The sequence below is a fragment of the Amycolatopsis sp. NPDC004378 genome, from assembly GCF_053602455.1.
On sequence record NZ_JBSGDR010000033.1, the window covers coordinates 46,298 to 71,206 of the forward strand.

The window sequence follows — 24,909 nt, forward strand, 5'->3', positions numbered from 1 at the left end:
TATGTATACACCTGTAGACTTAACGCAAGTCTACACTCGTATACATGAAGACCCGCAACGCCGCCGCGACCCGGGAAGCGATCCTGGCGTCCGCGCTCGAAGCGTTCACCCGGGCCGGCTACGACGGCGCCGGCGTGCGCGAGATCGCCCAGTCCGCCGGGGTCACGGCAATGCTCGTCAACCGCTACTTCGGCTCGAAGGAAGGGCTGTTCGCCGAGGTCGTCGAGGCGGCGATGGCCGAGCGGACGGTGCTGACCGACGACCCGGCGACGCTGGCCGCCGACATCGCGGCCGCCCTGGTCCGGCGGACCGCGCCGGACGCCGGCCGACTCGACCCGTTCCTGCTGATGCTGCGCTCGGCGCCGAACCCGCGGGCCGCGGAGATCCTGCGCGCCGGCATCGAGCGGCACGTCGAGAAGCACCTGACCGACGTCCTCCCGGCCCGCGACGGCACCGAGGGGCCCGCGATGGTCCTCGCGGTCATCGCCGGGTTCTGGGTCATGCGCGCGCTGATCGGCAGCACCGGGCTGAACCGCGCGGACGAAGGGACGCTGCGGCGCAAGCTCGAAAAGGTGTTCGCGGTGCTACTCGCGGAATGAGTCCGTCGCCGCGCGCAGGGCGGCCAGCACGCCCGGGTCGGTCACCGCGTGCCCCGCGCCCTCGAGCAGGTTCAGCACCGAACCCGGCCACGCGCGGTGCAGTTCGTACGCGGTGACCGGCGGGCACACCGCGTCGTAGCGGCCCTGCACGATCGTGCCGGGGATGTCCGCGAGCTTGCCCGCGTCGCGGATCAGCTGGCCGTCTTCGAGCCACGCGCCGTGGGAGAAGTAGTGGACGGCGAGCCGCGCGAAGGTCAGCGCGAACTCCGGGTCGGCGTACTGGCGGAGGAACGACTCGTGCGGCCGGACTGAGACCGTCGCGCCCTCCCACGTGCTCCACGCGACCGCGGCCCGGTTCCGGACGCCTTCGTCGGGGTCGTCGAGCAAGGTGGCGTAGGCGGCCAGGGGGTCGTCCCGGCGGTCCGGCGGGATCGGGGCGAGGAAGGCCTCCCACTCGCGCGGGAACAGGTTCGCGGCCCCGCCCCGGTAGATCCAGTCGAGTTCGCTGCGGCGCACGGTGAACACGCCCCGCAGGATGATCTCGCTGACGCGCGAAGGGTGCGTCTCCGCGTAGGCGAGCGCGAGCGTCGCGCCCCAGGAACCGCCGAAGAGCTGCCAGCGGTCGATGCCGAGCCGCTCGCGCAGCACTTCCATGTCGGACACCAGGTGCCACAGGGTGTTGGCGCCCAGGTCGTCCGCGCCCGGTGTCGACCGGCCGGACCCGCGCTGGTCGAACAGGACGATCCGGTAGGCCGCGGGGTCGAAGTGCCGCGCCGCCATCGGCGCGATCCCGCTGCCCGGCCCGCCGTGCAGCACCACGACCGGCTTCCCGGCCGGGTCGCCGGCCTCCTGGCAGCGGATCCGGTGGCCGTCGCCGACGTCCAGAAAACCTTCCGCGCGCAGGGGAACCGGCGGGTAGAGCTCGTCCATGGGTGACACTTTGCCGGAGGGTCCTGACCGTCGCCCCGATGCCCCGCCGCCGGGTACCGGGACGACGGCCAAGAAAGGTGGGAGCCCGCCCCCGCCGCCGGGCTGAGCGGGCTCCCGGTCGATGACGCGTCAGCGGCCGGTGGCCGCGTCCGCGAAGTTCCCGGCTCCGGAGGGGGCGGCGGCCCAGATGCGGGTCCCGCGGTCGTGGTGGTGAACACCGCGGCCGTCGGGGTGGTCACGACGGCCGGCAGTCCGCTCACGCATTCCGGTCCTCCTCGTCGAGGGTTCGAACTCTTCGTCGTGGCGGCGACGGGCTAAACGCTAAGCCACGACCGGAACACCAGTCAAGAACATGATTGATTTTCATGGATGTGAACGTCTGGTAGAGGATCCGCTGAGGGAACGCTGAGTGACCACATCCCCCTTGCCCGGTGTTAACGAATGGGCCGGTACTTTCCGGTGACGAGATCTCGGAAAGCGGTACGGAAGGACCCGGAATGTCCGCGGTGACCTATGTCGAGGCGATTGTCGTCGGCGCCTTGCAAGGGGTGTCGGAATTGTTTCCGGTGTCCAGTCTCGGCCACAGCATCCTGCTGCCCGCCTGGCTCGGCGGGCAATGGCAGCGGGACCTGAGCATCGGCAAGGATTCGCCGTACCTCGCGGTGCTCGTCGCGATGCACGTCGCCACCGCACTGGCGCTGGTGCTGTTCTTCCGCAAGGACTGGGTGCGGATCATCGGCGGCCTCTGGACGTCGATCCGCCGCCGCGAAGTCCGCACCCCCGACCAGCGGCTCGCGTGGCTGCTCGTGCTCGCCACCATCCCCGTCGGGCTGGCCGGCCTGCTGCTGGAAGGGCTGCTGCGCGACTTCCTCGGCAAGCCGGTGCCGTCGGCGATCTTCCTGGCGCTCAACGGCGGTGTGCTTTACGCCGCCGAGAAGTTCTCGCGCGCCAAACCGTCCGACGAAGCGGACACGGTGGACTTCTCGGCCGAGGAAACCCTGGTCATGCGGGCGGTCACGGTCGAGGAGGCGACCGACGTCCGGCTGGCGAAGCTGGGGGTCGGCGAGGCCGTGCTGATCGGCGCGGCGCAGATCTTGGCGCTGCTGCCCGGCATCAGCCGGTCCGGCATCACGATGGTCGCGGGGCTGCGCCGCGGGCTCGGCCACGAAGACGCCGCGCGGTTCGCCTTCCTGCTCGCCACCCCGGTCATCCTCGCCGCCGGCGTCCTCAAGATGCCGACGCTGTTCGCCCCGGAGAACCAGGCTTCGCTCGGCCCGGCCCTCGTTGGCAGCGTCATCGCCGGGGTGGCTTCGTACATTTCTGTCCGGTTCCTCACCGGATACTTCGAAACGCGAACTCTGACCCCGTTCGCCATTTACTGCGTGGTCGCCGGAATCGGCAGCCTGCTCTACTTCGCGGTGTGACGTGCCTCTGACGTTCGACGCCCCGGCCGTCATCGTCGTCCTCGTGCTCGGCGTGCTCTACGTCCGGGCCGCCCGCGGCCGCGGCTGGCCGGCGGGCCGCACGACGGCGTTCCTCACCGGCCTCGCGACGATCGTGCTGGTCACCTGCTCGCCGCTGGCCGTCTACGACACGACGTTCTTCTGGGTCCGCGCGGTCCAGACCACGACGCTGCTGATGGTCACGCCGCTGCTGCTGGCCCTGGGCGCGCCGATCCGGCTCCTGCTGGACACGCGGCCCGCGGCCTGGCTGCGGCGCCACGGCCGCGGCCCGGTGGCGCGGGCCCTGACGTTCCCGCCGGTCGTCACGGTCGTGCTGGTCGCGCCGGTGCTGGTGGTCTACCTGACCCCGCTCTACGACCTCACGCTGCGCTCGCCGGTTGCCGACGGGCTGGTCCGGGTAGTTCTCGTGCTGTGCGGCTTCACGTACTTCTGGACGCGCCTCGGCCTCGACCCGACGCCGCGCCGGGACCCGCACCTCGTGTCCGTGTGGATCGCGTTCACCGAGGTGATCTTCGACGGCGCGCTCGGCCTGGTGCTCTGGCTCGGCCCGCTGCTCGCCCCGGACCACTACGCCGCGGCGCACCCCGGCCGCGGCCCGGACCCCCGGACCGACCAGATCATCGGCGCGGGTGTGCTGTGGATCGGTGGCGACGTCGCCGGCCTGCCGTTCGTCGTGGCGTTGTTCGTCCGCTGGGCCCGCGACGACGAGCGGCGCGCGAAGCAGATCGACGTCCAGCTGGACGAACAAGCCGCTTCGGGCGCCGCTTCGACGTCGGGGCTGTGGTGGGAGAACGACCCGGCGCTCGCCGAGCGGTTCAGGAACCGGGGTTAGTCGTGGAAAGCGTGTTCCGGAGCCGGGAACTCGCCGCGGCGGACGTCCTCGGCGAAGGCCGTCGCCGCGTTCTGCAGCACGGTCGCGACGTCGGCGTAGCGCTTGACGAACCGCGGTGCCTTGCCGCGCCGCAGCCCGGCCATGTCCTGCCAGACCAGCACCTGGGCGTCGCAGTCCGGGCCGGCGCCGATGCCGACCGTCGGGATCTTCAGCTCCGCCGTGACGCGCTTCGCGGCTTCGGCGGGCACCATCTCCATCACCACCGCGAACGCCCCGGCCTCCTGCAGCGCCAGTGCGTCGGCGAGCAGCACGTCCGCCGCTTCGCCGCGCCCCTGCACCCGGTAGCCGCCGAGGTTGTGCTCGCTCTGCGGGGTGAACCCGATGTGACCCATCACCGGCACCCCGGCCGAGGTCAGCGCCTCGACGTGCGCGGCGAACCGCCGGCCGCCCTCGAGCTTCACGGCGTGCGCGCGGCCCTCCTTCATGAACCGCACGGACGTCTCGAGCGCCTGCTGCGGCGAGAGCTGGTAGGAGCCGAACGGCAGGTCGGCGACCACCAGGGCCCGCTTGACCGACCGGGTGACCGCCCGGACCAGCGGCAGCAGCTCGTCGACCGTCACCGGCAGCGACGTGTCGTACCCGAAGACGTTGTTGGCCGCGGAGTCGCCGACGAGCAGCACGGGGATCCCGGCCTCGTCGAACAGGGCGGCGGTGTACATGTCGTACGCGGTGAGCATGGGCCACGGTTCGCCGCGGTCCTTGAGCTCGCGCAGGTGGTGGACGCGGACCTTCCGGCCCGGCGCCGGCTTGGCGGCGGGTCCGGTGCCGTAGGGGGCGGGTTCTTCGGCGCTGGCAGACATCGTCGTCGACCGTCCTTCCCTCGAGGCCTCGGTGAGGTCCCCGGGTCGTGGAGCAGAGGCGTCTCAAAGCGTGACACGCTGACGCACGGGCCCCAACCTGGTGGGACCAGCTTCACACCCTCGTGCGGCGGGACCAGACGCCGTCAGCCTTCAGGTTGATGCCCGGGGACAACCAACCTGTGTTCACTTACGTCAAGTAGAGGGCATGACCCCCGATCGGCCGCGAAAGGCGACAAAAGCACCCATGGGAAACCTCGCGAGCACGCGCCCGCGCCTCCCCGCGTGGAAGGCGAAGGCGGGCGGCATCGTCGCGACCGTGGTCCAGCTGGCCGCGGTGTTCTCGGTGATCCTCCTGTTCACCAACGGCCCGCACGGACGGCTGCTCAACGGCATCGACATGGCGTTTTCGAGCCTGAGCGTGCCGACCAGCGCGAGCCTGGTGATGGTGCTGCTGATGGCGGTGCTGGGCGCCGCGCTGCGCCGGCGCAAGAAGGCGGCCCTGTACACACTGGTGCTGTTCCAGGTCGTCGGCCTGGTGCTCACGGTCGCCCTGCAGGCGACGCTGCTGTGGTCGCCCGAGCTGCTCTCGCTGGGTGCGAAGCAGGCCCGCCACATCCCGGCCCAGCTGTGGGCCCTCACCGCGGCCGACGTGCTGTCGGTCGCGCTGATCATCTTCCTGCTCGCGCTGCGCAGGGCGTTCCCCGCCCGGCTCGCGCCGAGCGCCTGGCGCGACGGCCTCACCATGCTGGTCGGCGGTTTCGCCACGGTCATCGCGGTCGGCTTCCTGCTGGCCGAGGCGTTCCCGGGCCACCTCGGCGACGCCTGGGAGCGGTTCGCCTGGGTCGTCAACCACGCCACCGGGGAAAACCTCCAGCTGCGCCGGATCGGCGTCGGCGAGGGCCCGGCCTGGCTGGACGTCCTCATCGACCTGGGCGCGACGGCGGTCGTCACCGGGGCGCTGTACTTGCTCTTCCGCGGGGTCCGCAGCCGCCGCCTGCGCACCGACGAAGAAGAGCTTCGCGTGCGTGAGCTGCTCGCCGAGCACGGCGAGGACGACTCCCTCGGCTACTTCGCCACCCGGCGCGACAAGAGCGTCGTCTTCTCGCCGAACGGCCGCGCGGCCGTCACCTACCGGGTGCTGGCCGGCACCAGCGTCGCCAGCGCCGACCCGGTGGGCGACCCCGAGGCCTGGCCGGACGCCGTCCGCGTGTGGCTCGACGAGGCGCGCACCTACGGCTGGACGCCCGGTGTGCTCGGGGCGAGCGAACGCGGCGCCAAGGCGTACACCGACGCCGGCCTCCGGGCCCTGGAGATCGGCGACGAGGCCGTGCTCGACGTCCGCGAGTTCAGCCTCGCCGGGCCGGAGCGCCGCTCGGTGCGCCAGGCCGTGAAGCGCATCGAGCGCGCTGGGTACACCTCGCGCGTCCGCCGCCACGGCGAGATCCCCGACGACGAGATGGCCGAGCTGCTCGCGCGGGCCCAGGCCTGGCGCGGCGCCGAGACCGAACGTGGGTTCTCGATGGCGCTGGGCCGCCTCGGCGACCCGAGCGACGGCCGCAGCGTGATGGTCGAGGCCTACGACGCGCGCGGCGACCTGCGCGGCCTGCTGTCGTTCGTGCCGTGGGGGCGGCGCGGGCTGTCCCTCGATCTCATGCGCCGCGACCGCGACGCCGAGAACGGCCTCAACGAGTACATGATCGCCGAGGTCGTCGCGGCCGGCCCGCACCTGGGCGCGCAACGGATCTCGCTCAACTTCGCGATGTTCCGCGCGGTGTTCTCCGAGGGCGAGCGGATCGGCGCCGGCCCGGTCCTGCGGGCCTGGAAGGGGATCCTGAGCGTCGCCTCGCGGTTCTTCCAGCTGGAGTCGCTGTACCGGTCCAACGCCAAGTACGGGCCGGACTGGGAGCCGCGGTTCCTCTGCTACTCCTCGGCGCGGCGCCTCCCGCGCGTCGGCATCGTCGCGGGCGCGCTCGAGGGGTTCGTCCCGACCGGGCGGTCGCGGTCGCTGCGGCTGGAGACGGTCACCGACGACTTCGTCGCGCGCGTCAAGGCCATCGAGGAGTCCGCGGCGGTCCCGGCGGCGAAGCCGGTGCGGCGGCCCGAACAGGTCCGCGTCCGGATGGCCAAGCTCGCCAAGCTGCGCGAAGCCGGGATCGACCCGTACCCGGTCGGGTTCCGCCGCGACGACCACATCGGCGACGTCGTCAAGAAGTTCGGCGACCTGGACCCGGACACCGCCACCGGCCACCGCGTCCGGATCGCCGGGCGCGTGCTGGCGCTACGGACCATGGGCGGGCTGTGCTTCGCGCGCGTCAAGGACTTCAGCGGCGAAATCCAGTTGATGCTGGAGGCCGGCGAGCTCGACCTCACCGGCTGGCGGACGGGCGTCGACCTCGGCGACCACGTCGGCGTCAGCGGCCTGGTCGTGACGTCGAAGCGCGGCGAGCTCTCGGTGCTCGTCGACGAGTGGACGGTCACCGCGAAGTGCCTGCACCCGTTGCCGGACAAGCGGAAGGGCCTCACCGACCCGGAGACGCGGGTGCGGCAGCGCTACCTCGACCTCGCGGTCAACCCGGACTCGACGGCCATGCTGCGGCTGCGGTCCACTGTGGTCCGCGCGGTGCGCGACCGGTTGCACCACGCGGACTACCTCGAAGTCGAGACGCCGATGCTGCAGACGGTGCACGGCGGCGCCAACGCCCGCCCGTTCGTCACCCACATCAACGCCTACGACATGCGGATGTACCTGCGGATCGCGCCCGAGCTGTACCTCAAGCGCCTGTGCGTCGCGGGCGTCGAGCGCGTCTTCGAGCTGAACCGCAACTTCCGCAACGAAGGCGTCGACGCGACGCACAACCCCGAGTTCACGATGCTCGAGGCGTACCAGGCGTACGCGGACTACGACACCATGCGGACGCTGACGCGCGAGCTGGTCCAGCACGCGGCCGAGGCGGCGTACGGCGCCCAGGTCGTGCGCCGGCCCGGCGCGGACGGCCGGGTCGTCGAGCACGACATCTCCGGCGACTGGCCGGTGATCACGGTGCACGACGCCGTCTCGGCGGCCTTCGGGGAGCAGGTCGACTCGGGGACTTCGGTGGCCGACCTGCGGCGGCTGTGCGCCGCGTCGGGCGTGCCGGTGGGGGAGGACCCGAGCCACGGCGACCTCGTGCTCAAGGCGTTCGAGCACCTCGTCGAGGGCGCGACCGTGCTGCCGACGTTCTACACGGACTACCCGACCGACGTCTCGCCGCTCACCCGCCAGCACCGCGAGGACCCGCGGCTGGCCGAGCGCTGGGACCTGATCGCGTTCGGCTCCGAGGTCGGCACCGCCTACACCGAGCTGACCGACCCGGTCGAGCAGCGGCGGCGGCTGGAGGCGCAGTCGCTGCGCGCGGCCAGCGGCGACGTCGAGGCGATGGAGCTGGACGAAGACTTCCTGCTCGCCCTGGAACACGGCATGCCGCCGACCGGCGGGCTCGGTCTGGGCGTCGACCGGCTGCTGATGATGCTGACCGGGGCGTCGATCCGCCAGACGGTCCTGTTCCCGTTCGTCCGTCCGCAGGCATAACGACTCGGTCGAACTGATCACGCTGGTTCCGCCGGAACCGCCGGGGTCGCTTAATGTGTGCCTCGTGCGCACGGCTCGGATCGCCTCGGCCTTCCTCATGGGGGTGGCCGTCCTCGCGTATTCGGGCTGGCTCCTGGAGTTCTTCCTGCCGACGGGCGTGTCCCCGGTGGACGATCCGGCGTCGGCGCTGCTCGCCGGCCCGCCGGTGTTCCGGGTCCTGCTCGCGGTGTCCGGCGTCGCGTTCCTGCTCGCCGGGCCGCCGCTGCACCGCCTCGGGCCCGTCCAGTGGTCGGCGCGGCTCAGCTCGATCTCGGTGAGCGCGTTCGGCCTGCTCGTGCTGATCCAGGCCGTCTACCCCGAGCACAGCGACGTCCTTTCGTCGCTGCTCAGCGTCGTGCTCGCGGTCGGGGTGGTCAGCCTGATCCTGTGGTGGCCGCCGGGCTGGCGGGCCCTCGCCGTCGCCGGTCTCGTGCTGGTGATGGCCACCTGGCTGGCCGTCGTGCTGGCCCGGCAGACGGGCTCGTACGAGGGGATCTTCACGCGCGCCCAGCTGGTGGTGCGGGCCGTGCTCTACGGCGTCGGCGGGACGTACGCGTTCGTCAAGCCTGCGCCACGACATGCTCCTCGAGCCGGCTGAGCAGCTCCAGCAGCGTCTTGCGCTCGGCCGGGTCGAGCACGCGGAACGTCTCGTCGGCGTGGCCGTGCTGGATCTTCTCGATCTCCCCGAGCCGGTGCCGTCCGGCGTCGGTGACGGCCAGCAGGCTCGCCCGCCGGTCGGTCGGGTCGGGTTCACGCCGCAGCAGCCCGTCGCGCTCCAGCGCGTCGACGGCGGAGGTGATCGCCCGGCCGGTCACCCCCAGGCGGCGCTTGACCTCGCCCATCCGCGGCCGGTCGCCGAGCAGGTCGACCATCAGCAGCAGCTGGATCTGGGCGGTCGGCCAGCCGCGCTTGGCGTAGGGCGCACCCGCGTACCGGCGCAGGACGTGCGTGATGCGCCGCAGCGCGTCGGCCAGCTCCGCACCGCTGGGGGAGTTCTCCGTTGACACGCTCCCGACTCTACCCGCAAAGTACATAGACGAAATTGATACTGACTACTTTGCTCATGACTGCGCGGAAATGTCGGTGGCCGGTGGGAAGATGCGGGCGACCAAGCCGAAGGAGTGGATCAAGATGGCGGGAAACGTGTCCCCGGTGACCGACGAGCGTGACGGGCTGGTGAAGTTCCTCGAACAGCAGAGGTACGTGCTGAAGCTGGCGGCGCACGGCTTGACGGACGAGCAGGCCCGCCTGACCCCGACGAAGAGCGCGCTCTCGGTGGGCGGCCTGGTCAAGCACGTCGCGACGACCGAGGACGGCTGGCTGGACATCATCCTGCAGCTGCCGCAGAAGCCGTTCGACGAAGCGATGGCGGACTACCGGACGGGGTACAGCCTGGGCCCGGACGAGACGCTGGCGGCCGTCCTGGCCCGCTACGACGAGGTGGCGGCCCGCACGGCGGAGGTCATCGCGGGCATCGAAGACCTCGGCCAGGCGGTCCCGGTGCCGAAGGGCGTGCCGTGGTACCCGCAGGACGTCGAGGCGTGGTCGGTCCGCTGGGTCCTGCTGCACCTGATCGAGGAGACGGCCCGCCACGCGGGCCACGCGGACATCATCCGCGAACACATCGACGGCGGCACGGCCATTCCCCTGATGGCCGCGGCAGAGGGCTGGCCGGAGTCCCCGTGGATGAAGCCCTGGAAGCCACAACCCCAACCCGCCTGACCCGCCCCGCCCACCTCACCCCACGCCTCGGCCCGGCCCGGCGGCACCCCCGCCGGGCCGTGTCGACCCTCCAATCACGTGTGTCGGCTCCCCAGTCACGCGCGTCGACCGCTCAATCACGCGTGCCGACCCTCCGCGCACAAGCCCGGCCCCGACCACACCACCACTCCGGCCCCGCGCCCACCCAAGCGGCCAGGCCCCACAGCCCGTCAGAACAGCGTCCCGTCAAAACAGCGTCGGCTCGTCAGCCAACGCCCCCTCGATCACGAGCATCCGCCGCTTGGTCTCGACGCCGCCCCGCGCCGAAAACCCGCCGTCCTTCCCTCCCGCCGCCAGCACCCGATGGCACGGCACGATGATCGGGAACGGGTTGTGCCCCATCGCCTGCCCGACGGCCTGCGCCGAACCGGGCTGACCCAGCCGGTGGGCGATGTCGCCGTACGTCAGCGTCTTGCCCGGCGGGATCGTCCGCGCGATCTCGTACGCGCGGCGGTTGAACTCCGGCACCCCTGCCATGTCCAGCTCCACCGACGTCAGATCCGCCCGCGCGCCGCCCAGCAACGCCACGATCCCGTCCACCGCCGCCTGCGCCCCCGGCCCCGGAGCGCCCTCCGGGAACCGCCGGCTGAACCAAGCCCGCAACGACGAAGAAGGCAGCGAAGTCCCGACCACCACGTCGTCACGCCACGCGAGCCCGCACTCGCCGATCGCCGTGTCGAACGCCGTCCACCCCGATGTCATCTTGCGAGCCTACGACCGGGGTACGACAAAATGACTCCGTGCTCGATCACCTCGTCTACGCCGGCCCGGACCTCGCCGAGGCCGTCGCCCGCGTCACCGCGCTCACCGGCGTCACGCCCGCGCCCGGCGGCAGCCACGTCGGCCTCGGCACCGCGAACCACCTCGCCGACCTCGGTGCCGGCATGTACCTGGAGGTCGTCGGTCCCGATCCCGCGCAGCCGGAGCCAGAAAACCCGCGCCCCTTCGGCATCGACGACCTGACCGAGCCCGCGCTCGTCGCCTGGGCCGTCCGCACCACCGACCTCGACGCGACGATCGCCCAGGCGAGAGCCCGCGGCTTCGACCCGGGCGACGCCGTCGAGATGTCCCGCGCGACCCAAGACGGCGAAGTCCTCCGCTGGCGCCTGACCCCGCCGAGCCTCCCGGGCACGCTCCGCCCGTTCCTCATCGACTGGGGCACCACGCCGCACCCGACGACGCGCGGCCTGCCGTCGATCCCGCTCCTGATGGTCACCGGCGCCCACCCGGACCCGGAGTCGGTCAAGACCGCGACGGAAGCGCTCGGCCTCGAACTCCTGGTCCGGCGGGCGAACCAGGCGAGCCTGACGGCGGCCCTCCAGGCGAAGGACGGCCGTCAGGTCGCGCTGACCTAAGCCTTGCCCTCGCGCCACGCGTTCGTGATCGGCAGCCGCCGGTCGCGGCCGAACGCCTTGAACGTGATCTTCGTGCCCGGCGGGTACTGGCGCCGCTTGTACTCGGCCTTGTCGACCATCCGCACCACGCGGTCGATGGTGTCCGGGTCGAACCCGGCGGAGATCAGGTCGGCGTAGCCGCGGTCGCCCTCGACGTAGTCGTCGAGGATGTCGTCGAGCAGCGCGTAGTCCGGCAGCGAGTCGGAGTCCATCTGGCCCGGCCGCAGCTCGGCCGACGGCGGCTTCGAGATCGAGTTCTCCGGGATCGGCGGGGTCTCGCCGCGTTGAGCCGCTGTGTCGTTCCGCCACCGCGCGAGCTGCCAGACGTGCGTCTTGAAGACGTCCTTGATCGGCGCGAACGCCCCCACCGCGTCGCCGTAGATCGTCGAATACCCGACGGCCAGCTCGGTCTTGTTACCCGTGGCCAGCACCAGGTGACCGTCCAGGTTGGACAGTGCCATCAGCAGCATGCCCCGCGTCCGCGCCTGGATGTTCTCCTCGGCCAGGCCCGTCAGCGAAAGCTGCTCGACGTACACCCGCACCATGTCCTCGACCGGCTCGACGCGGTAGTGCGCCCCGATCCGCCGCGCGAGGTCGGCCGCGTCGTCCTTCGAGTGGCCCGACGAGTACTTCGACGGCATCGAGACGCCGTAGACGTTGTCGCCGCCCAGCGCGTCCGCGGCCAGCGCCGCGCAGACGGCCGAGTCGATGCCGCCGGAGAACCCGAACGTCACCGACGAAAAGCCGTTCTTGTGCACGTAGTCCCGCAGCCCGACGACCAGCGCCGACCACACCTCGGCCTCGTCCGACAGGGGCTCGCTGATCACCGGCTCGGCCGTCGGCTCGTAGGGGGGCAGCGGTTCCGAGCTCACCACCCGGCGCCGGACGTGCAGGCCTTCGAGCTCGCCGTCGCCGGCGTGCCCGCCCGCGGTGAGGTCCATGTCCAGCACGAGCAGGTGCTCGACGAACTGCGGCGCGCGCGCCACCACCGAGCCGTCCGCGCCGACGACGAGCGAGTCGCCGTCGAACACGAGGTCGTCCTGGCCGCCCACCTGGTTGGTGTAGACCAGCGGCGCGCCGGCTTCGGCGGCGCGGCGGGCGATGAGCGGCAGCCGCTGCTCGTCCTTAGACCGCTCGTACGGCGACGCGTTCGGTGCCACCACGAGGTCGACGCCGGCGCGGCCCAGCGCCGAGATCGGCCCGCCGTCCTGCCAGATGTCCTCGCAGATGACCATGCCGATGTCGAGCCCGTGGAACCGGACGACGTCGAGTTCGGTGCCCGGCTTGAACCAGCGGTGCTCGTCGAACACGCCGTAGTTGGGCAGGTGGTGCTTGAACTGCCGCGCGACGACTTCGCCGCGGTAGAGCGCCGCCGCCGCGTCGCGCGGGCCGGCTTCGTCGAGGTCGAGGTAGCCGACGTAGGTCAGCACGTCGCCGCAGCCCGCGTCGTCGAGCCGGCGGGCCAGCGACTCGACGCCCTGCCGGGAGGCGGCGGCGAAGGTGCCGCGCAGCGAAAGGTCCTCGACGGGGTAGCCGGTGAGGGACATTTCGGGGAACACCACCACGTGGGCGCCGGCTTCGGCGGCCCGGCGGGTCCATTCGACGTGCAGGTCGGCGTTGCCGTCGAGGTCGCCGACCGTGGGGTTGACCTGGGCGAGCGCGATGCGCAGTTGCGGCATGCCGTCATTCTGAACCACGGCCACCCGCACGGCCGAGCGAATGTGGGCGAAATGCCACGCTAGGTCGACGCGACGGCGTCCCGGTGCTTCAGCTTCGCCATCCGGCCGTCCCGGTGGTGCCAGACGACGCCCTCGAACTCCGGGTGCGCGAGCAGCCACGCCATCAGCCCGTCGAAGTCGCGTGGGACGTCGGCGAACTCCTGCGCGCTCGCGTGGGGGACCAGCCGGTGCGCGCCGAGCTGCTCCGGATCGCCGTTGACCTTCGGGCCGCACAGTTCGTACGTGCCGGGTGCCGCCCCGAAAAGCCGCTCCTGCGCCTCCTCGAAGAACGCCGCGAACGCCGATTGCCCGATCGGCTCCCAGCCGACGGTCTTGCCCGTCTCGGGGTCGGTCTGCACGGCCTCGAACCCGGCCGGCGCGTCCTTGCCCGGCTTCACCTCGCGCCGCGCCCACCAGGTCCCGGACTCGTCGAGCCGGACGCAGGTGCCGTCGTACTTGCGGGTGGGCACGCCTTCGCCGTCGAGGACCCACTGGCACGCGGGGTGCACTTCGCGGGTCATCCGCCGGAGGTCTTCGGGGTCGCGCCGGAACAGCGTCGGGATCTTGCGCATGGCGCCGATTCTGCCGCTCGCGGCAACCGAAAAAACCCCCGCTCGGACGAACCGGGCGGGGGTTTTCGGCGAAGTTACTTCCGCTTGATCATGCTCCGGACCTTCTTGATGGTCTGCTCGAAGTCGGAGTCGAACGGGTTGTCGTGCACGAGGTACGTCCACGTCGTGTTCGCGCGCCGCACACCGGCCTCACCGAGGTCGATGCCTTCGTCGGTCAGCTCCGCCTCTTCGAGCGTCTTCGCCGCCCGCGAGTCCGCCTCGCCGATGATCTTGTGGAACTCGGGGATCGCCGCGCGGTGGAACTCGTCCAGCGGCGTCTCCCGCGCCAGCGCGCGCAGGTGGATGCTCTCGCGGACGTCGGTCAGGTACGCCAGGTGGTCGGACCACAGCTGGTCGATGTGGAACAGCAGCACCTCGCGGCACATCTGCTCCAGCTTGTCCTGGTCGTCGAGCTTCTCCTTCAGTTCGGCGAACTTCTCCGGGTGCGCCTTCTCGAGCTGCTCCGCCGCGTACGCGGTGCGAAGCACCTTGTCGCGGTGCACCAGCAGGTCGCGCCGCTGCCGCTCGATCAGCCGGGTGTAGCGCCAGGTGTTGCGGTGGATCTCCAGGTCGACGCCCTCGGCGACGCGCTGGGCGTGGTTCAGCTGCCGCAGCGCCGCGTTGTCGACGATCTCGCCGGTCTCCTCGTCGTCGGTGATGCCCTCGGGCACGTCCGGCGCGTTCGACAGCACGAGCTCGTCGTTCAGGCTGGCGAAGAAGATCGCGCTGCCCGGGTCGCCCTGGCGGCCCGACCGGCCGCGCAGCTGGCCGTCGAGCCGGCTCGACGGGTACCGCGCGGTGCCGATGACGTGCAGCCCGCCCAGCTCGACGACCTCGTCGCGGGTCGCGCCGTCGGTGCCGCCCAGCCGGATGTCCGTACCGCGGCCGGCCATCTGCGTGGACACGGTGACCGCGCCCTTCTTGCCGGCCTCGGCGATGATCGCGGCCTCCTGGGCGTCGTTGCGCGCGTTGAGCACGACGCACTCGAGGTCGACCTTCGCCAGCTTCTCGGCCAGCTCTTCGGACTCGGCGACGTCCTGGGTGCCGACGAGGATCGGCCGCCCGGTCTCGTGGACCGTCCGGATCTCCTCCTCGATCGCCCGCAGCTTCTGCGACGGCGACGCGAAGATCCGGTCCTCGAGGTCCTCGCGGATGTTCGGGGTGTTCGGCGGGATGACCGCGACCTCGAGCTCGTAGAACTCGCGCAGCTGCTCGGCGACGGCGACCGCGGTACCGGTCATGCCGGCGACCTCGGGGTAGCGCGCCAGCAGCGCCTGGACGGTGATCGAGTCCAGGATCTCGCCGCGGTCGGTCGCGGTGACCTGCTCCTTCGCTTCGACGGCGGCCTGGAGGCCGTCCGGCCAGCGCTGCAGCTCGGCGACGCGGCCGCGGGCGGCGTTGATGAGCTGGACCTTGCCGTCACGCACGAGGTAGTCGACGTCGCGGGTGAGCAGCGCGTGCGCGTGCAGCGCGACGTTCACCGCGGGCAGCCGGTCGGACGCCGTCTCGCCGTAGAGGTCGTCGACCTCCAGGCCGAGCGACTTCGCGACGACGGAGGCGCCGGCGTCGGTCAGCCAGGCGTTGCGGCCTTCGCTGTCCGTTTCGTAGTGCAGGTTGAGCCGCAGCCGCCGGACGACCTTCGCGACCTCTTCGTCGGCGTCGGTGTGGTCGATCGAGCCGGCCATCACCAGCGGGACGCGGGCCTCGTCGACGAGCACCGAGTCCGCCTCGTCGACGATCGCGACCTCGGGGGCCGGCTGGACCAGGTCGTCGACCGACGTCACCAGCCGGTCGCGCAGCACGTCGAAGCCGATCTCGGCGACCGCGCCGTAGGTGACGTCCTTGGCGTAGGCCTCGCGGCGCTCTTCGCGCGAGTGCGCGGGCTCGACCCAGCCGACCGACACGCCGAGCAGGGCGTACACCGGGCCCATCCACTCCGCGTCGCGGCGGGCCAGGTAGTCGTTGACCGTGACGACGTGGACGCGTTTCCCGCGGATCGCGTACCCGGCCGCGGCGAGCGCGCCGGCGAGCGTCTTGCCCTCACCGGTCTCCATCTGGACGACGTGCTTGGTGAGCAGGCCCATCGTGCCCAGCACCTGGACGTCGAACGCGCGCTCGCCGAGGGCCCGCCGGGCGGCCTCGCGGCCCAGTGCGCACACCTCGATCAGCTGGTCGTCGCCGAACGCGGTGTCCTTCAGCGTCTCGCGAAGCTTGCCCGCGCGCTCGGTCAGCTCTTCGTCGGAGAGCTTCTCGAGCTCGGGTTCGAGCTTCTCGACCGCGGGCAGCAAGGCTTCGTAGCAGGTCAGCTCGACGCTGCCCGGCCGCTGGATGATCCGGCGGAGCTTCTTGCCCACCCGGCTGATCAGTGCTGCCACCCCTGGTCTCCCGTTCTCTCTTCGCTCGACCGGCCTCCACCACCCAACGCGGCAGTGGTGCGTCGGAGTTCCGCGGCCGGATGGGACGATCCAACCGTGTTCCCTCATCCCAGCGCCAGGTCCGGTCGTCGCCGGATCACCGCAATTGCGACATCCGTGCTGATCGCGGCCTCTCTGGCCGCCTGCACGTCCACCGGTGGGCCGGCGCCGGCCGCGCCGACCACCGAGTCGCACCCGCCGTCCGGGCCGGTGCCCGCCGGGCTGGAGCGGTTCTACGGCCAGAGCCTGACCTGGGCTGACTGCGCACCCTACGCGACGTCCGAGGACGCGAGGTCGGCGTTCCAGGCGAAGGACCTCCAGTGCGCCCGGCTGACCGTGCCGCTGGACTACGCCAAGCCGGCCGGCGACACGATCACGCTGGGCCTGCTCCGGCACAAGGCGACGGACGCGGGCGCCCGGATCGGGTCGCTGGTGGTCAACCCCGGCGGCCCGGGCGCGTCCGGCATGGTCGCGGCCGCGGGGCTGGTCAAGCCGACGGCGAAGTCCGACCTCGGCAAGCGCTTCGACCTGGTCGGCTTCGACCCGCGGGGGATCGGGGCCAGCCAGCCGGCCGTCCACTGCCTGACCGACCAGGAGCGGGACGCCGACCGGGCCGACGACAGCGAGACCGACGGCTCGCCGGCGGGTGTGCTCAAGCAGGAATCGCAGGAAAAGGACTTCGCCGCGAAGTGCGCCCAGCGCACCGAAGACGGCACCGGCATGCTGGCCAACCTCGGCACCCGGGACGTCGTCAAGGACCTCGACGTCCTCCGCTCGGTCCTCGGCGACGAAAAGCTCACCTACCTGGGCTACTCCTACGGCACCCGGATCGGGTCGACCTACGCCGAAGCGTTCCCGAAGAACGTGCGCGCGATGATCCTCGACGGCGCGGTCGACCCCGAGCAGGACGCGGTCGAGTCGCTGGTCGCCCAGGGCCAGGGCTTCGGGACGGCCTTCACGCAGTTCGCGAAGTGGTGTGCCGGTCAGCAGGACTGCGCGCTCGGCCAGGACGCGAACGCCGCGGTCAAGGCGTTCCAGGACCTCGTCCGGCCGTTGATCGACTTCCCGGTGCCGGTCGGCGACGGCCGCAAGCTGTCCTACGAGGACGCGACCACCGGCGTCATCCAGGCGCTCTACCAGCAGAGCCTGTGGGACGCGCTCAATTCGGGCCTCAACGAGCTGAAGCAGCAGCGCGGCGCGACGCTGGAGAAGCTCGCCGACATCTACAACGAGCGTGACTCCGACGGCAAGTACGGCACCACCCAGGACGCCTTCACGGCGATCCGCTGCGTCGACGACCCGCGCGTCACGGACCCGGCGGTGATCCTCAAGGCGCAGGAGGAGTACGTGAAGGTGGCGCCGTTCCTCGACGACGGCCGCCCGGCTTCGGCGGCCCGGGACGCCTGTGCGTTCTGGCCGGTGCCGAACACGTCCGAACCGCACGTGCCGAACGTCGAAGGCCTGGCGAAGACGCTGGTCATCTCGACGACGAACGACCCGGCGACGCCCTACCAGGCGGGCGTCAACCTCGCGAAGGGCCTGAAGGGCGCGTTGCTCACCTTCGAGGGCACGCAGCACACGGTGTTCCTGCAGGGCGTCCAGTGCGTTGACGACGCCGGCACGGCCTACCTGGTCGACGGCACGGTGCCGCCGGACGGCAAGCGGTGCTCCGGGCAGTAGGAGCCGTCGGCTTGGCGGTGCTGCTGGCGGCGTGCACGAGCACGCCGCCACCCGCGCCGCGTGCTCCTGAACTGGGAAAGTTCACCTCGCAGAAGCTCGCGTGGACGCCCTGCGGGGACGCGCTGGACTGCGCGCACCTGACCGTGCCGCTGGACTACGCGAAGCCGGACGGCACGACCGTGACCGTCGGTCTGCTGCGGCACAAGGCGGCGAAGCAGCGGATCGGCTCGCTGGTCGTCGACCCGGGCGGGCCGGGCGGCTGGGGGACGGCGACGGCGGCGTCGCTGGCCAGGACACCCGCCGCGGCGCCCCTGCTCGACCGTTTCGACCTGGTTGGCTTCGACCCGCGCGGCGTCGGCACGAGCGAGCCGCGGATCACCTGCCGCTCCGACGCGGAGCAGGACGCGGACCGCGCCTCCGACAGCGAAAGCGACATGTCGCCTGATGGGGTGAAGAAGCAGCTCGCCGAGACGACCGCGTACGGCGCGAAGTGCGCCGAAGCGACGAAGTACGGCAAGGAGTTCCTCGCGAACGTCGGCACGCGAGACGTCGTACGCGACCTCGACGTCCTTCGCGCCGCTCTCGGCGACGAGAAGCTGACCTACCTCGGCTATTCGTACGGGACGCAGATCGGCGCGGCCTACGCCGAGGCGTACCCGCGCAAGGTGCGCGCGCTGCTGCTCGACGGCGCCATCGACCCCGCGCAGGGCCTGGTCGACTCGCTGGTCACGCAGGCCGCGGGGTTCCAGGACGCGCTGAACGAGTTCGGCAAGTGGTGCGCGGCCCGCCACGACTGCGCGATCCCCGGCGGCACCGAGGCGTTCCAGCGGCTGGTGCGCCCGCTGATCAAGAACCCGGCCCCGGCCGGCAGCCGGCACCTGTCGTTCGAAGACGCCATCACCGGCACCTTCGGCGGCCTCTACTCCCGCGGCGACTGGGCCGCCCTGAACGCCGCCCTCGCCCAGCTCGCCGCGGGCAACGGCCGGACGCTGCTGGCCTTCGCCGACGACTACTACGAGCGCGACAACAACGGGCACTACAGCGGCGCGATCGACGCGTACTTCGCCGTCCGCTGCGTCGACCACACCCGCGTCGCGGACCGCGCGACGATCGACCGCGCGCACGAGAAGATGCTGGCCGGCGCGCCGTTCCTGGCCGGCGGCACCCCGGACACGAGCGAGCTGGACATCTGCTCCACCTGGCCGGTCCCGCCGACGTCGGCCGAGCACGCGCCGCACCCGGCCGGGGTGCCCAAGCCGCTGGTCATCTCGACGACGCACGACCCGGCCACGCCCTACCGGCAGGGCGTCGACCTGGCGAAGGACCTCGGCGGCACGCTGCTCACCTACGAAGGCGTGCAGCACACGGTGTTCCTTCAGGGCAACGCGTGCGTGGACCGCGCGGGCATCGCGTACCTCATCGACGGAACGGCCGCCGAGACCCGCTGCTAGCCGAGGTTCGCGGGCTCGTTCTGCTTGGTCAGGGAGAGCTCGATCATCACCGGGCTGAGGTGGTCGCCCGCCGACGGGATCTGCGCCCAGAGCCGGACGAACCGCCGCGGCCCGTCCGCCGAAACCCACACCTTCACGACGATGTCCGTGGTGACCTGCGGCAGCACGCCGTGCGCGACGGCCGCGGGCACCCGGCCCCCGACGCGCAGGGCGGCGGCGCCGTCGACGTTCTCCTTGCCCTCGGTCTTCGCGTCGGCGACGCCGTCGAGCAGCCGCTTCAGCCCGGCGGACGGGCCGAGGAACCTGCCGACCGCGTAGATCTCGGGGAGCGGCGAGTTCCCGGCGTCGGTGCTGACCTGGCCGTCCCGCGCGGTGAAGCGGAACTTCGTGTGCCCGTCCCCGTCCTGGACGTCGGCCGTGCCGGTCGCGGAGCCGCCGCCGTCGAGGGTCGCGTCGCCCTCGATCTGCCGGAGCGGGAAGCCCGCCAGCACGCCGTTGACGCCCGCCGCGAAGTGCACGCTGCGGACTTCGGCGAACGACGTCGCCGCGTCGCGGACCAGCTCGGACCCCGCGGGGAACGGCCCGCGCGTGTCCGGTGAACCGGTGCACCCGGCGGTCAGCAGGAGCACGAGCAGGAGGGCGGCGCGGGACATCCTCCGAGCCTAGTGGTGGCCCGATCCTTGCGGACGATGTCCTTCAGGCCACTTTCGGCGGCTCGCGCGCACGGTGACACTGCTGAGGTGACTGTTGAGACCCGCCCTGCCCCGAGGCTGCACCGCGCGTGGCTGATCGCCGGCGCCGCCTTCGTCGCGCTGCTCGCCTCCGCCGGCTTCCGGTCCGCGCCCGGCGTCCTCATCGACCCGCTGCACCAGGAGTTCGGCTGGTCCACGGCCACGATCAGCTTGGCCGTCTCGGTCAACCTCGTGCTCTACGGCCTCTTCGCGCCCTTCGCGGCCGCGCTGATGGAGCGCTTCGGCATCCGCCGCGTCTCGGCGACGGCGTTGTTCGTCATCGCCCTCGGTGCGGCCGGCACGGTCTTCATGAGCGCGAGCTGGCAGCTGGTCCTGTGCTGGGGTGTGCTGATCGGCGCGGGCACCGGCTCGATGGCGATGAGCTTCGCGGCGACGGTCGCGACGCGGTGGTTCGTCCGCAGCCGCGGCGTCGTCACCGGCGTCCTGACCGCGGCGGGCGCCACCGGCCAGCTGATCTTCCTGCCGCTGATCGCGAACCTGGCGGTGGGCTCGGGCTGGCGGACGGCGTCGCTGGTCATCGCGATCGCGGCGCTGGCCGTCGTCCCGGTGGTCCTGCTGGTCATCCGAGACCACCCCGCCGACATCGGCACCACGGCGTACGGTGCTCCGGCCGACGCCGAGGTCGCCCGCCCGGAGGCGAAGACCGGCTCGGCCCGCCGCGCGCTGTCGGTGCTGGGCCAAGCCGCGAAGACCCGGACGTTCTGGCTGCTCGCGATCGGCTTCGCGATCTGCGGCGCGACGACGAACGGCCTGGTCGGCACCCACTTCGTCCCGGCCGCCCACGACCACGGCATGCCCCAGACGACCGCGGCGAGCCTGCTGGCCCTGGTCGGCGTCTTCGACGTCGTCGGCACGATCTTCTCGGGCTGGCTCACCGACCGCGTCGACCCGCGCATCCTGCTCGGCGTCTACTACGCGCTGCGCGGCCTCTCGCTGGCGCTGCTGCCGCAGCTGTTCACGAACTCGGTCCAGCCGAGCATGTGGGCGTTCATCCTGTTCTACGGCCTGGACTGGGTGGCCACGGTCCCCCCGACAGTGGCCCTGTGCGTCCGCGCGTTCGGCGAAGCGGGCCCGATCGTGTTCGGCTGGGTCTTCGCATGCCACCAGCTGGGCGCAGCGTTCGCGGCATCGGCGGCCGGCCTGGTCCGCGACCAGCTGGGCAACTACAACGTGGCCTGGTACTCGGCGGCCGTCCTGGCGGTGCTGGCGTCGGCGGCATCGCTGGCCATCACCCGCGCGAAGAAGCCCGTTCCGGTGCTCGCGACGTGACTTCGTCACCCCCGGCGCGTCGTGAAACATCCCGTTAACACGCTGTCGTTAGGGTGCGGCCATGGATCGCCAGCAGGAATTCGTGCTCCGCACGCTCGAGGAGCGCGACATCCGTTTCGTCCGTCTCTGGTTCACCGATGTGCTGGGGTTCCTCAAGTCCGTCGCGGTCGCGCCCGCCGAGCTGGAGGGCGCTTTCACCGAGGGGATCGGCTTCGACGGCTCCGCCATCGAGGGCTTCGCGCGCGTCTACGAATCGGACATGGTCGCCAAGCCGGACCCGGCCACGTTCCAGGTCCTGCCCTGGGAGACCCCCGACGGCAGCCCGTACTCGGCCCGCATGTTCTGCGACATCGCGATGCCGGACGGCTCGCCGTCGTGGGCCGACCCGCGCCACGTCCTGCGCCGCCAGCTGTCGAAGGCCGGTGAAGCGGGCTTCACGTGCTACGTGCACCCGGAGATCGAGTTCTTCCTGCTGGCCAACCTGCCCGAAGACGGCAGCGAGCCGGAGCCCGCCGACAACGGCGGCTACTTCGACCAGGCCAGCCACGCCACGGCGACGCACTTCCGCCGGCACGCCATCGAGACGCTCGAGGCGATGGGCATCTCGGTCGAGTTCAGCCACCACGAAGGGGCACCGGGCCAGCAGGAGATCGACCTCCGCTACGCCGACGCGCTGACGATGGCCGACAACGTGATGACGTTCCGTTACGTCGTCAAGGAGGTCGCGCTGACCCAGGGCGTGCGCGCGACGTTCATGCCGAAGCCGTTCACGAACCAGCCCGGCTCGGGCATGCACACCCACATCAGCCTGTTCGAGGGCGACCGCAACGCCTTCTACGACGCCGAGGACCCGCACGAGCTGTCGGAGACCGGCAAGGCGTTCGTCGCCGGCCTGCTGCACCACGCCAAGGAGATCTCCGCGGTCACCAACCAGTGGGTCAACTCGTACAAACGCCTGATCAGCGGCAGTGAGGCGCCGACGACGGTCTCGTGGGGCCGCGCGAACCGCTCCGCGCTCGTCCGCGTCCCAATGTATTCACCCGGAAAGGCGTCATCCCGACGGGTGGAGATCCGTACCCTGGACTCGGCGTGCAACCCGTACCTGGCGTACTCGGTCATCCTGGCCGCCGGGCTGAAGGGGATCGAGAAGGGCTACGAGCTGCCGCCGCCCGCCGAGGACAACATCTGGCAGCTGAGCGATTCCGAGCGGCGCGCCGCCGGTTACGCGCAGTTGCCGCAGAACCTGGGGGAGGCCCTGGCCGAGATGGAGAAGTCCGAGCTCCTGCCGGAAGCCCTCGGCGAGCACGTCTACGACTTCTTCCTCCGGAACAAGCGCGTCGAATGGGACAACTACCGGAGTGCGGTCACCCCGTACGAACTCCGGACGCTCCTCCCGGTGCTCTGATGGGGCGGCGGCCGGTGTTCCTCGCGATCCTGGCCGCCGCGTTGCTCCTCGCGACCGCGGTGCCGGCGTCGGCCTCGTCGAAGTTCGACCTCGACTCGGCCGACATCCCGGCCCTGCAGGCGCGGATGGCGTCCGGCCGGCTGACCGCGGTGGGCCTGACCAGTGCTTACCTCGAGCGGATCCACCGGCTCGACGGCAAGGTGAACGCCGTTCTGGCGCTCAACCCCGCCGCCCTTTCGCAGGCCTCCGCGAGCGACGCCCGGCGTCGCGCGCACCACCTGCGCGGTCCGCTCGACGGCATCCCGGTGCTGGTCAAGGACAACGTCGACACGCGTGACCAGCAGACGACGGCCGGGTCGCGCGCCCTGCGCAGCCTCCCGGCGAAGGACGCCACGCTGATCACCCGGTTGCGTGACGCCGGGGCGGTGCTCCTCGGCAAGGCGAACCTTTCCGAATGGGCGAACTTCCGCGCCGCGAAGCCGACGTCGGGCTGGTCGGGCGTAGGCGGGCAGACGAACAACCCGTACGTGTTGGACCACAACCCATGCGGGTCGTCCGCCGGATCCGCGGCCGGCGTCGCCGCGTCGCTGGCCCAGGTGGCGATCGGCTCGGAGACCGACGGCTCGATCGTCTGCCCGGCGGGCATGACGGCGACGGTCGGGCACAAACCCAGCCTCGGCGTGGTCAGCCGCACCGGCGTGGTGCCGATCTCCGCCGAGCAGGACACCGCCGGCCCGATCGGCCGCAACGTCGTCGACGTCGCCCTGACGCTCTCGGTCCTGCAGGGGCGCGACCCCGCCGACCCGGCGACCTCGCGGTACCCGAAGACCCAGCCGACGGACTACGCGAAGCTGCTCCGGCCGGGTGTCCTGCGCGGCGCCCGGATCGGCCTGTGGCGGCTGCCGGTGCTCGGCCCGGCGACGGACGCGATCCTGACGTCCGCGCGGAACTCCCTGGTCAAGGCGGGTGCGACGGTCGTCGAAGTGACGCCGCCGTACCAGGACCGGCTGGCCGAGCTGGAGTTCCCGGCGCTGCTCACGGAGTTCCACCGCGACATCGACAGGTACCTGGCCACCCGGCCGACCGGACCGCGGACGCTGGCCGACCTGATCGCGTACAACCGGTCCGACCCGCTGGAGCGGACGTGCTTCGCCGGGCAGGAGCTGTTCGAACAGGCGCTGGCCGCGCCGCCGCCGACTGACCCGGGTTACCTCGCCGGCCGCGCGGAGCTGTCGGACCTCGCCCGCCGGTCCCTGGACGAGACGCTGGCGAAGTACCACCTCGACGCGATCGCGTCGCCCACCAACCCGCCGGCGTGGAAGACCGACTGCGCGACGGGCGACGACGACGTGATCCCGTCGTCGACCCCGGCCGCGGTCGCGGGCTACCCCGACGTGACGGTGCCGGCCGGCTTCGCGGGACCGCTTCCGGTCGGCATCTCGTTCATGGGGGCGCAGTGGTCCGACGCCCGGATGCTCGCGCTCGCGGCCGACTTCGAACGCGTCGCGCCGGCCCGCGTCCCGCCGCGTTACCTGCCGGCCTTGCCCCAGTAGCCCGTTGAACACGCTCTGACCTGCGGCAATGGCGTTAAGTGACCCCCCTGTTCGGGACCGGTTTCGGGGCATGTAATCTTCTCTTCGTCGCCAGGAACACCGGGTCACACCGGGGCCGCAAGCCCCGGAGATCCGGACGGGACGAGCGGGTTGACACCGCGGATCGGACCGGGTAATGTTCAGCGTCGGCCCACGAGCGGCCGCCGATCCCCTACGACTAACACCGTAGGCTGAGGCATGCTCGACCAAAAGCTTTGAATATCGCTTGGAACAAACGCCGAGGACGAAGCCGCTGATAAGGCGGTCAATCCAGAGTGTGTTGCTTGAGAACTCAACAGTGTGCTAGTGAACTAAGCCAGTAGAGCTTATGTATTGAACCTCGTATGAGGTTCCTTTGAGAGCATTGAATTGCCTCGATTGAATTCGAAGACATTGTTGGAGAGTTTGATCCTGGCTCAGGACGAACGCTGGCGGCGTGCTTAACACATGCAAGTCGAACGCTGAACCCACTTCGGTGGGGGATGAGTGGCGAACGGGTGAGTAACACGTGGGTAATCTGCCCTGCACTCTGGGATAAGCCTTGGAAACGGGGTCTAATACCGGATATCAC

The 24,909-nt window shown here is 71.2% G+C and carries 21 protein-coding genes and 1 rRNA gene; 13 read left to right on the plus strand and 9 right to left on the minus strand.

Annotation, left to right across the window (positions count from 1 at the left end; all coding sequences use genetic code 11):
* Positions 1 to 44 precede the first annotated feature (44 nt).
* A complete protein-coding gene (locus ACWEN0_RS46005; protein ID WP_451987800.1) occupies positions 45 to 599 on the plus strand; it encodes a TetR/AcrR family transcriptional regulator in 555 nt (184 codons plus the stop codon).
* Here the strand turns inward: ACWEN0_RS46005 and pip are convergent.
* Both pip and ACWEN0_RS46015 read right to left on the minus strand, forming a co-directional pair.
* A complete protein-coding gene (gene pip / locus ACWEN0_RS46010) occupies positions 585 to 1,529 on the minus strand; it encodes a prolyl aminopeptidase (RefSeq protein WP_451987802.1) in 945 nt (314 codons plus the stop codon). The two genes, ACWEN0_RS46005 and pip, sit on opposite strands and share 15 nt — an antisense overlap.
* 129 nt (positions 1,530 to 1,658) lie before the next feature.
* A complete protein-coding gene (locus ACWEN0_RS46015) occupies positions 1,659 to 1,793 on the minus strand; it encodes a hypothetical protein (RefSeq protein ID WP_451987804.1) in 135 nt (44 codons plus the stop codon).
* A 233-nt stretch (positions 1,794 to 2,026) separates the two neighbouring features.
* Here ACWEN0_RS46015 and ACWEN0_RS46020 point away from each other — a divergent pair, with 233 nt between their 5' ends.
* Both ACWEN0_RS46020 and ACWEN0_RS46025 read left to right on the plus strand, forming a co-directional pair.
* On the plus strand, positions 2,027 to 2,953 hold the full coding sequence (locus tag ACWEN0_RS46020) for an undecaprenyl-diphosphate phosphatase (protein WP_451987806.1): 927 nt from the start codon (positions 2,027 to 2,029) through the stop codon (positions 2,951 to 2,953).
* Position 2,954: 1 nt separating this feature from the next.
* Positions 2,955 to 3,824: a cytochrome c oxidase assembly protein gene (locus tag ACWEN0_RS46025; RefSeq protein ID WP_451987808.1), complete on the plus strand. Its 870-nt coding sequence runs from the start codon at positions 2,955 to 2,957 to the stop codon at positions 3,822 to 3,824.
* Here ACWEN0_RS46025 and panB read toward each other — a convergent pair.
* Positions 3,821 to 4,684, minus strand: coding sequence for a 3-methyl-2-oxobutanoate hydroxymethyltransferase (gene panB, locus ACWEN0_RS46030; RefSeq protein WP_451987810.1), 864 nt, complete (start codon positions 4,682 to 4,684; stop codon positions 3,821 to 3,823). The two genes, ACWEN0_RS46025 and panB, sit on opposite strands and share 4 nt — an antisense overlap.
* A gap of 244 nt (positions 4,685 to 4,928) precedes the next feature.
* Between panB and lysX the strand changes: the two genes are divergently transcribed.
* Positions 4,929 to 8,252: a bifunctional lysylphosphatidylglycerol synthetase/lysine--tRNA ligase LysX gene (gene lysX / locus ACWEN0_RS46035; protein ID WP_451987812.1), complete on the plus strand. Its 3,324-nt coding sequence runs from the start codon at positions 4,929 to 4,931 to the stop codon at positions 8,250 to 8,252.
* Positions 8,253 to 8,316: 64 nt separating this feature from the next.
* Complete coding sequence (locus tag ACWEN0_RS46040; RefSeq protein WP_451987814.1) at positions 8,317 to 8,889, plus strand: hypothetical protein; 573 nt, start codon at positions 8,317 to 8,319, stop codon at positions 8,887 to 8,889.
* On the opposite strand, the gene ACWEN0_RS46045 is transcribed toward ACWEN0_RS46040, so the two are convergent.
* Positions 8,852 to 9,298 (minus strand): MarR family winged helix-turn-helix transcriptional regulator, encoded by a 447-nt coding sequence (locus ACWEN0_RS46045; RefSeq protein ID WP_451987816.1) that lies wholly within the window; start codon positions 9,296 to 9,298, stop codon positions 8,852 to 8,854. The genes ACWEN0_RS46040 and ACWEN0_RS46045 overlap by 38 nt on opposite strands.
* A gap of 124 nt (positions 9,299 to 9,422) precedes the next feature.
* On the opposite strand from ACWEN0_RS46045, the gene ACWEN0_RS46050 reads away from it, so the two are divergent.
* Complete coding sequence (locus tag ACWEN0_RS46050; protein WP_451987844.1) at positions 9,423 to 10,013, plus strand: DinB family protein; 591 nt, start codon at positions 9,423 to 9,425, stop codon at positions 10,011 to 10,013.
* Between the two features lie 225 nt (positions 10,014 to 10,238).
* On the opposite strand, the gene ACWEN0_RS46055 is transcribed toward ACWEN0_RS46050, so the two are convergent.
* Positions 10,239 to 10,754: a methylated-DNA--[protein]-cysteine S-methyltransferase gene (locus ACWEN0_RS46055; RefSeq protein ID WP_451987818.1), complete on the minus strand. Its 516-nt coding sequence runs from the start codon at positions 10,752 to 10,754 to the stop codon at positions 10,239 to 10,241.
* 38 nt (positions 10,755 to 10,792) lie between these two features.
* Between ACWEN0_RS46055 and ACWEN0_RS46060 the strand changes: the two genes are divergently transcribed.
* Positions 10,793 to 11,407, plus strand: a complete 615-nt coding sequence (locus ACWEN0_RS46060) for a VOC family protein (RefSeq protein ID WP_451987820.1) — start codon at positions 10,793 to 10,795, stop codon at positions 11,405 to 11,407.
* Here ACWEN0_RS46060 and ACWEN0_RS46065 read toward each other — a convergent pair.
* The 3 genes from ACWEN0_RS46065 to secA2 all read right to left on the minus strand — a co-directional run bounded on the left by ACWEN0_RS46065 (position 11,404) and on the right by secA2 (position 16,150).
* The gene (locus tag ACWEN0_RS46065; RefSeq protein WP_451987822.1) at positions 11,404 to 13,125 is read right to left on the minus strand and encodes an NAD+ synthase; all 1,722 of its coding nucleotides are present in this window, start codon (positions 13,123 to 13,125) and stop codon (positions 11,404 to 11,406) included. The genes ACWEN0_RS46060 and ACWEN0_RS46065 overlap by 4 nt on opposite strands.
* A 59-nt stretch (positions 13,126 to 13,184) precedes the next feature.
* On the minus strand, positions 13,185 to 13,736 hold the full coding sequence (locus ACWEN0_RS46070) for an RNA ligase 1 family protein (RefSeq protein ID WP_451987824.1): 552 nt from the start codon (positions 13,734 to 13,736) through the stop codon (positions 13,185 to 13,187).
* A gap of 74 nt (positions 13,737 to 13,810) precedes the next feature.
* Positions 13,811 to 16,150 carry an accessory Sec system translocase SecA2 gene (gene secA2 / locus ACWEN0_RS46075; protein ID WP_451987826.1) on the minus strand — a complete coding sequence of 780 codons (2,340 nt, stop codon included), beginning with the start codon at positions 16,148 to 16,150 and terminating at the stop codon, positions 13,811 to 13,813.
* A 156-nt stretch (positions 16,151 to 16,306) separates the two neighbouring features.
* Between secA2 and ACWEN0_RS46080 the strand changes: the two genes are divergently transcribed.
* Both ACWEN0_RS46080 and ACWEN0_RS46085 read left to right on the plus strand, forming a co-directional pair.
* Entirely contained in the window at positions 16,307 to 17,869 is a 1,563-nt protein-coding gene (locus tag ACWEN0_RS46080; RefSeq protein ID WP_451987828.1) for an alpha/beta hydrolase, read from the plus strand.
* A gap of 11 nt (positions 17,870 to 17,880) precedes the next feature.
* Complete coding sequence (locus ACWEN0_RS46085; RefSeq protein ID WP_451987830.1) at positions 17,881 to 19,320, plus strand: alpha/beta hydrolase; 1,440 nt, start codon at positions 17,881 to 17,883, stop codon at positions 19,318 to 19,320.
* On the opposite strand, the gene ACWEN0_RS46090 is transcribed toward ACWEN0_RS46085, so the two are convergent.
* On the minus strand, positions 19,317 to 19,973 hold the full coding sequence (locus ACWEN0_RS46090) for an LppX_LprAFG lipoprotein (protein ID WP_451987832.1): 657 nt from the start codon (positions 19,971 to 19,973) through the stop codon (positions 19,317 to 19,319). The two genes, ACWEN0_RS46085 and ACWEN0_RS46090, sit on opposite strands and share 4 nt — an antisense overlap.
* An 87-nt stretch (positions 19,974 to 20,060) precedes the next feature.
* On the opposite strand from ACWEN0_RS46090, the gene ACWEN0_RS46095 reads away from it, so the two are divergent.
* The 4 genes from ACWEN0_RS46095 to ACWEN0_RS46110 all read left to right on the plus strand — a co-directional run.
* The gene (locus ACWEN0_RS46095) at positions 20,061 to 21,341 is read left to right on the plus strand and encodes an MFS transporter (RefSeq protein WP_451987834.1); all 1,281 of its coding nucleotides are present in this window, start codon (positions 20,061 to 20,063) and stop codon (positions 21,339 to 21,341) included.
* A 61-nt stretch (positions 21,342 to 21,402) separates the two neighbouring features.
* Positions 21,403 to 22,746, plus strand: a complete 1,344-nt coding sequence (gene glnA, locus ACWEN0_RS46100; RefSeq protein WP_451987836.1) for a type I glutamate--ammonia ligase — start codon at positions 21,403 to 21,405, stop codon at positions 22,744 to 22,746.
* Positions 22,746 to 24,299 carry an amidase gene (locus ACWEN0_RS46105; RefSeq protein ID WP_451987838.1) on the plus strand — a complete coding sequence of 518 codons (1,554 nt, stop codon included), beginning with the start codon at positions 22,746 to 22,748 and terminating at the stop codon, positions 24,297 to 24,299. The genes glnA and ACWEN0_RS46105 overlap by 1 nt, the downstream gene beginning before the upstream one ends.
* A 432-nt stretch (positions 24,300 to 24,731) precedes the next feature.
* Positions 24,732 to 24,909, plus strand: a 16S ribosomal RNA gene (locus ACWEN0_RS46110); the annotation flags it as partial.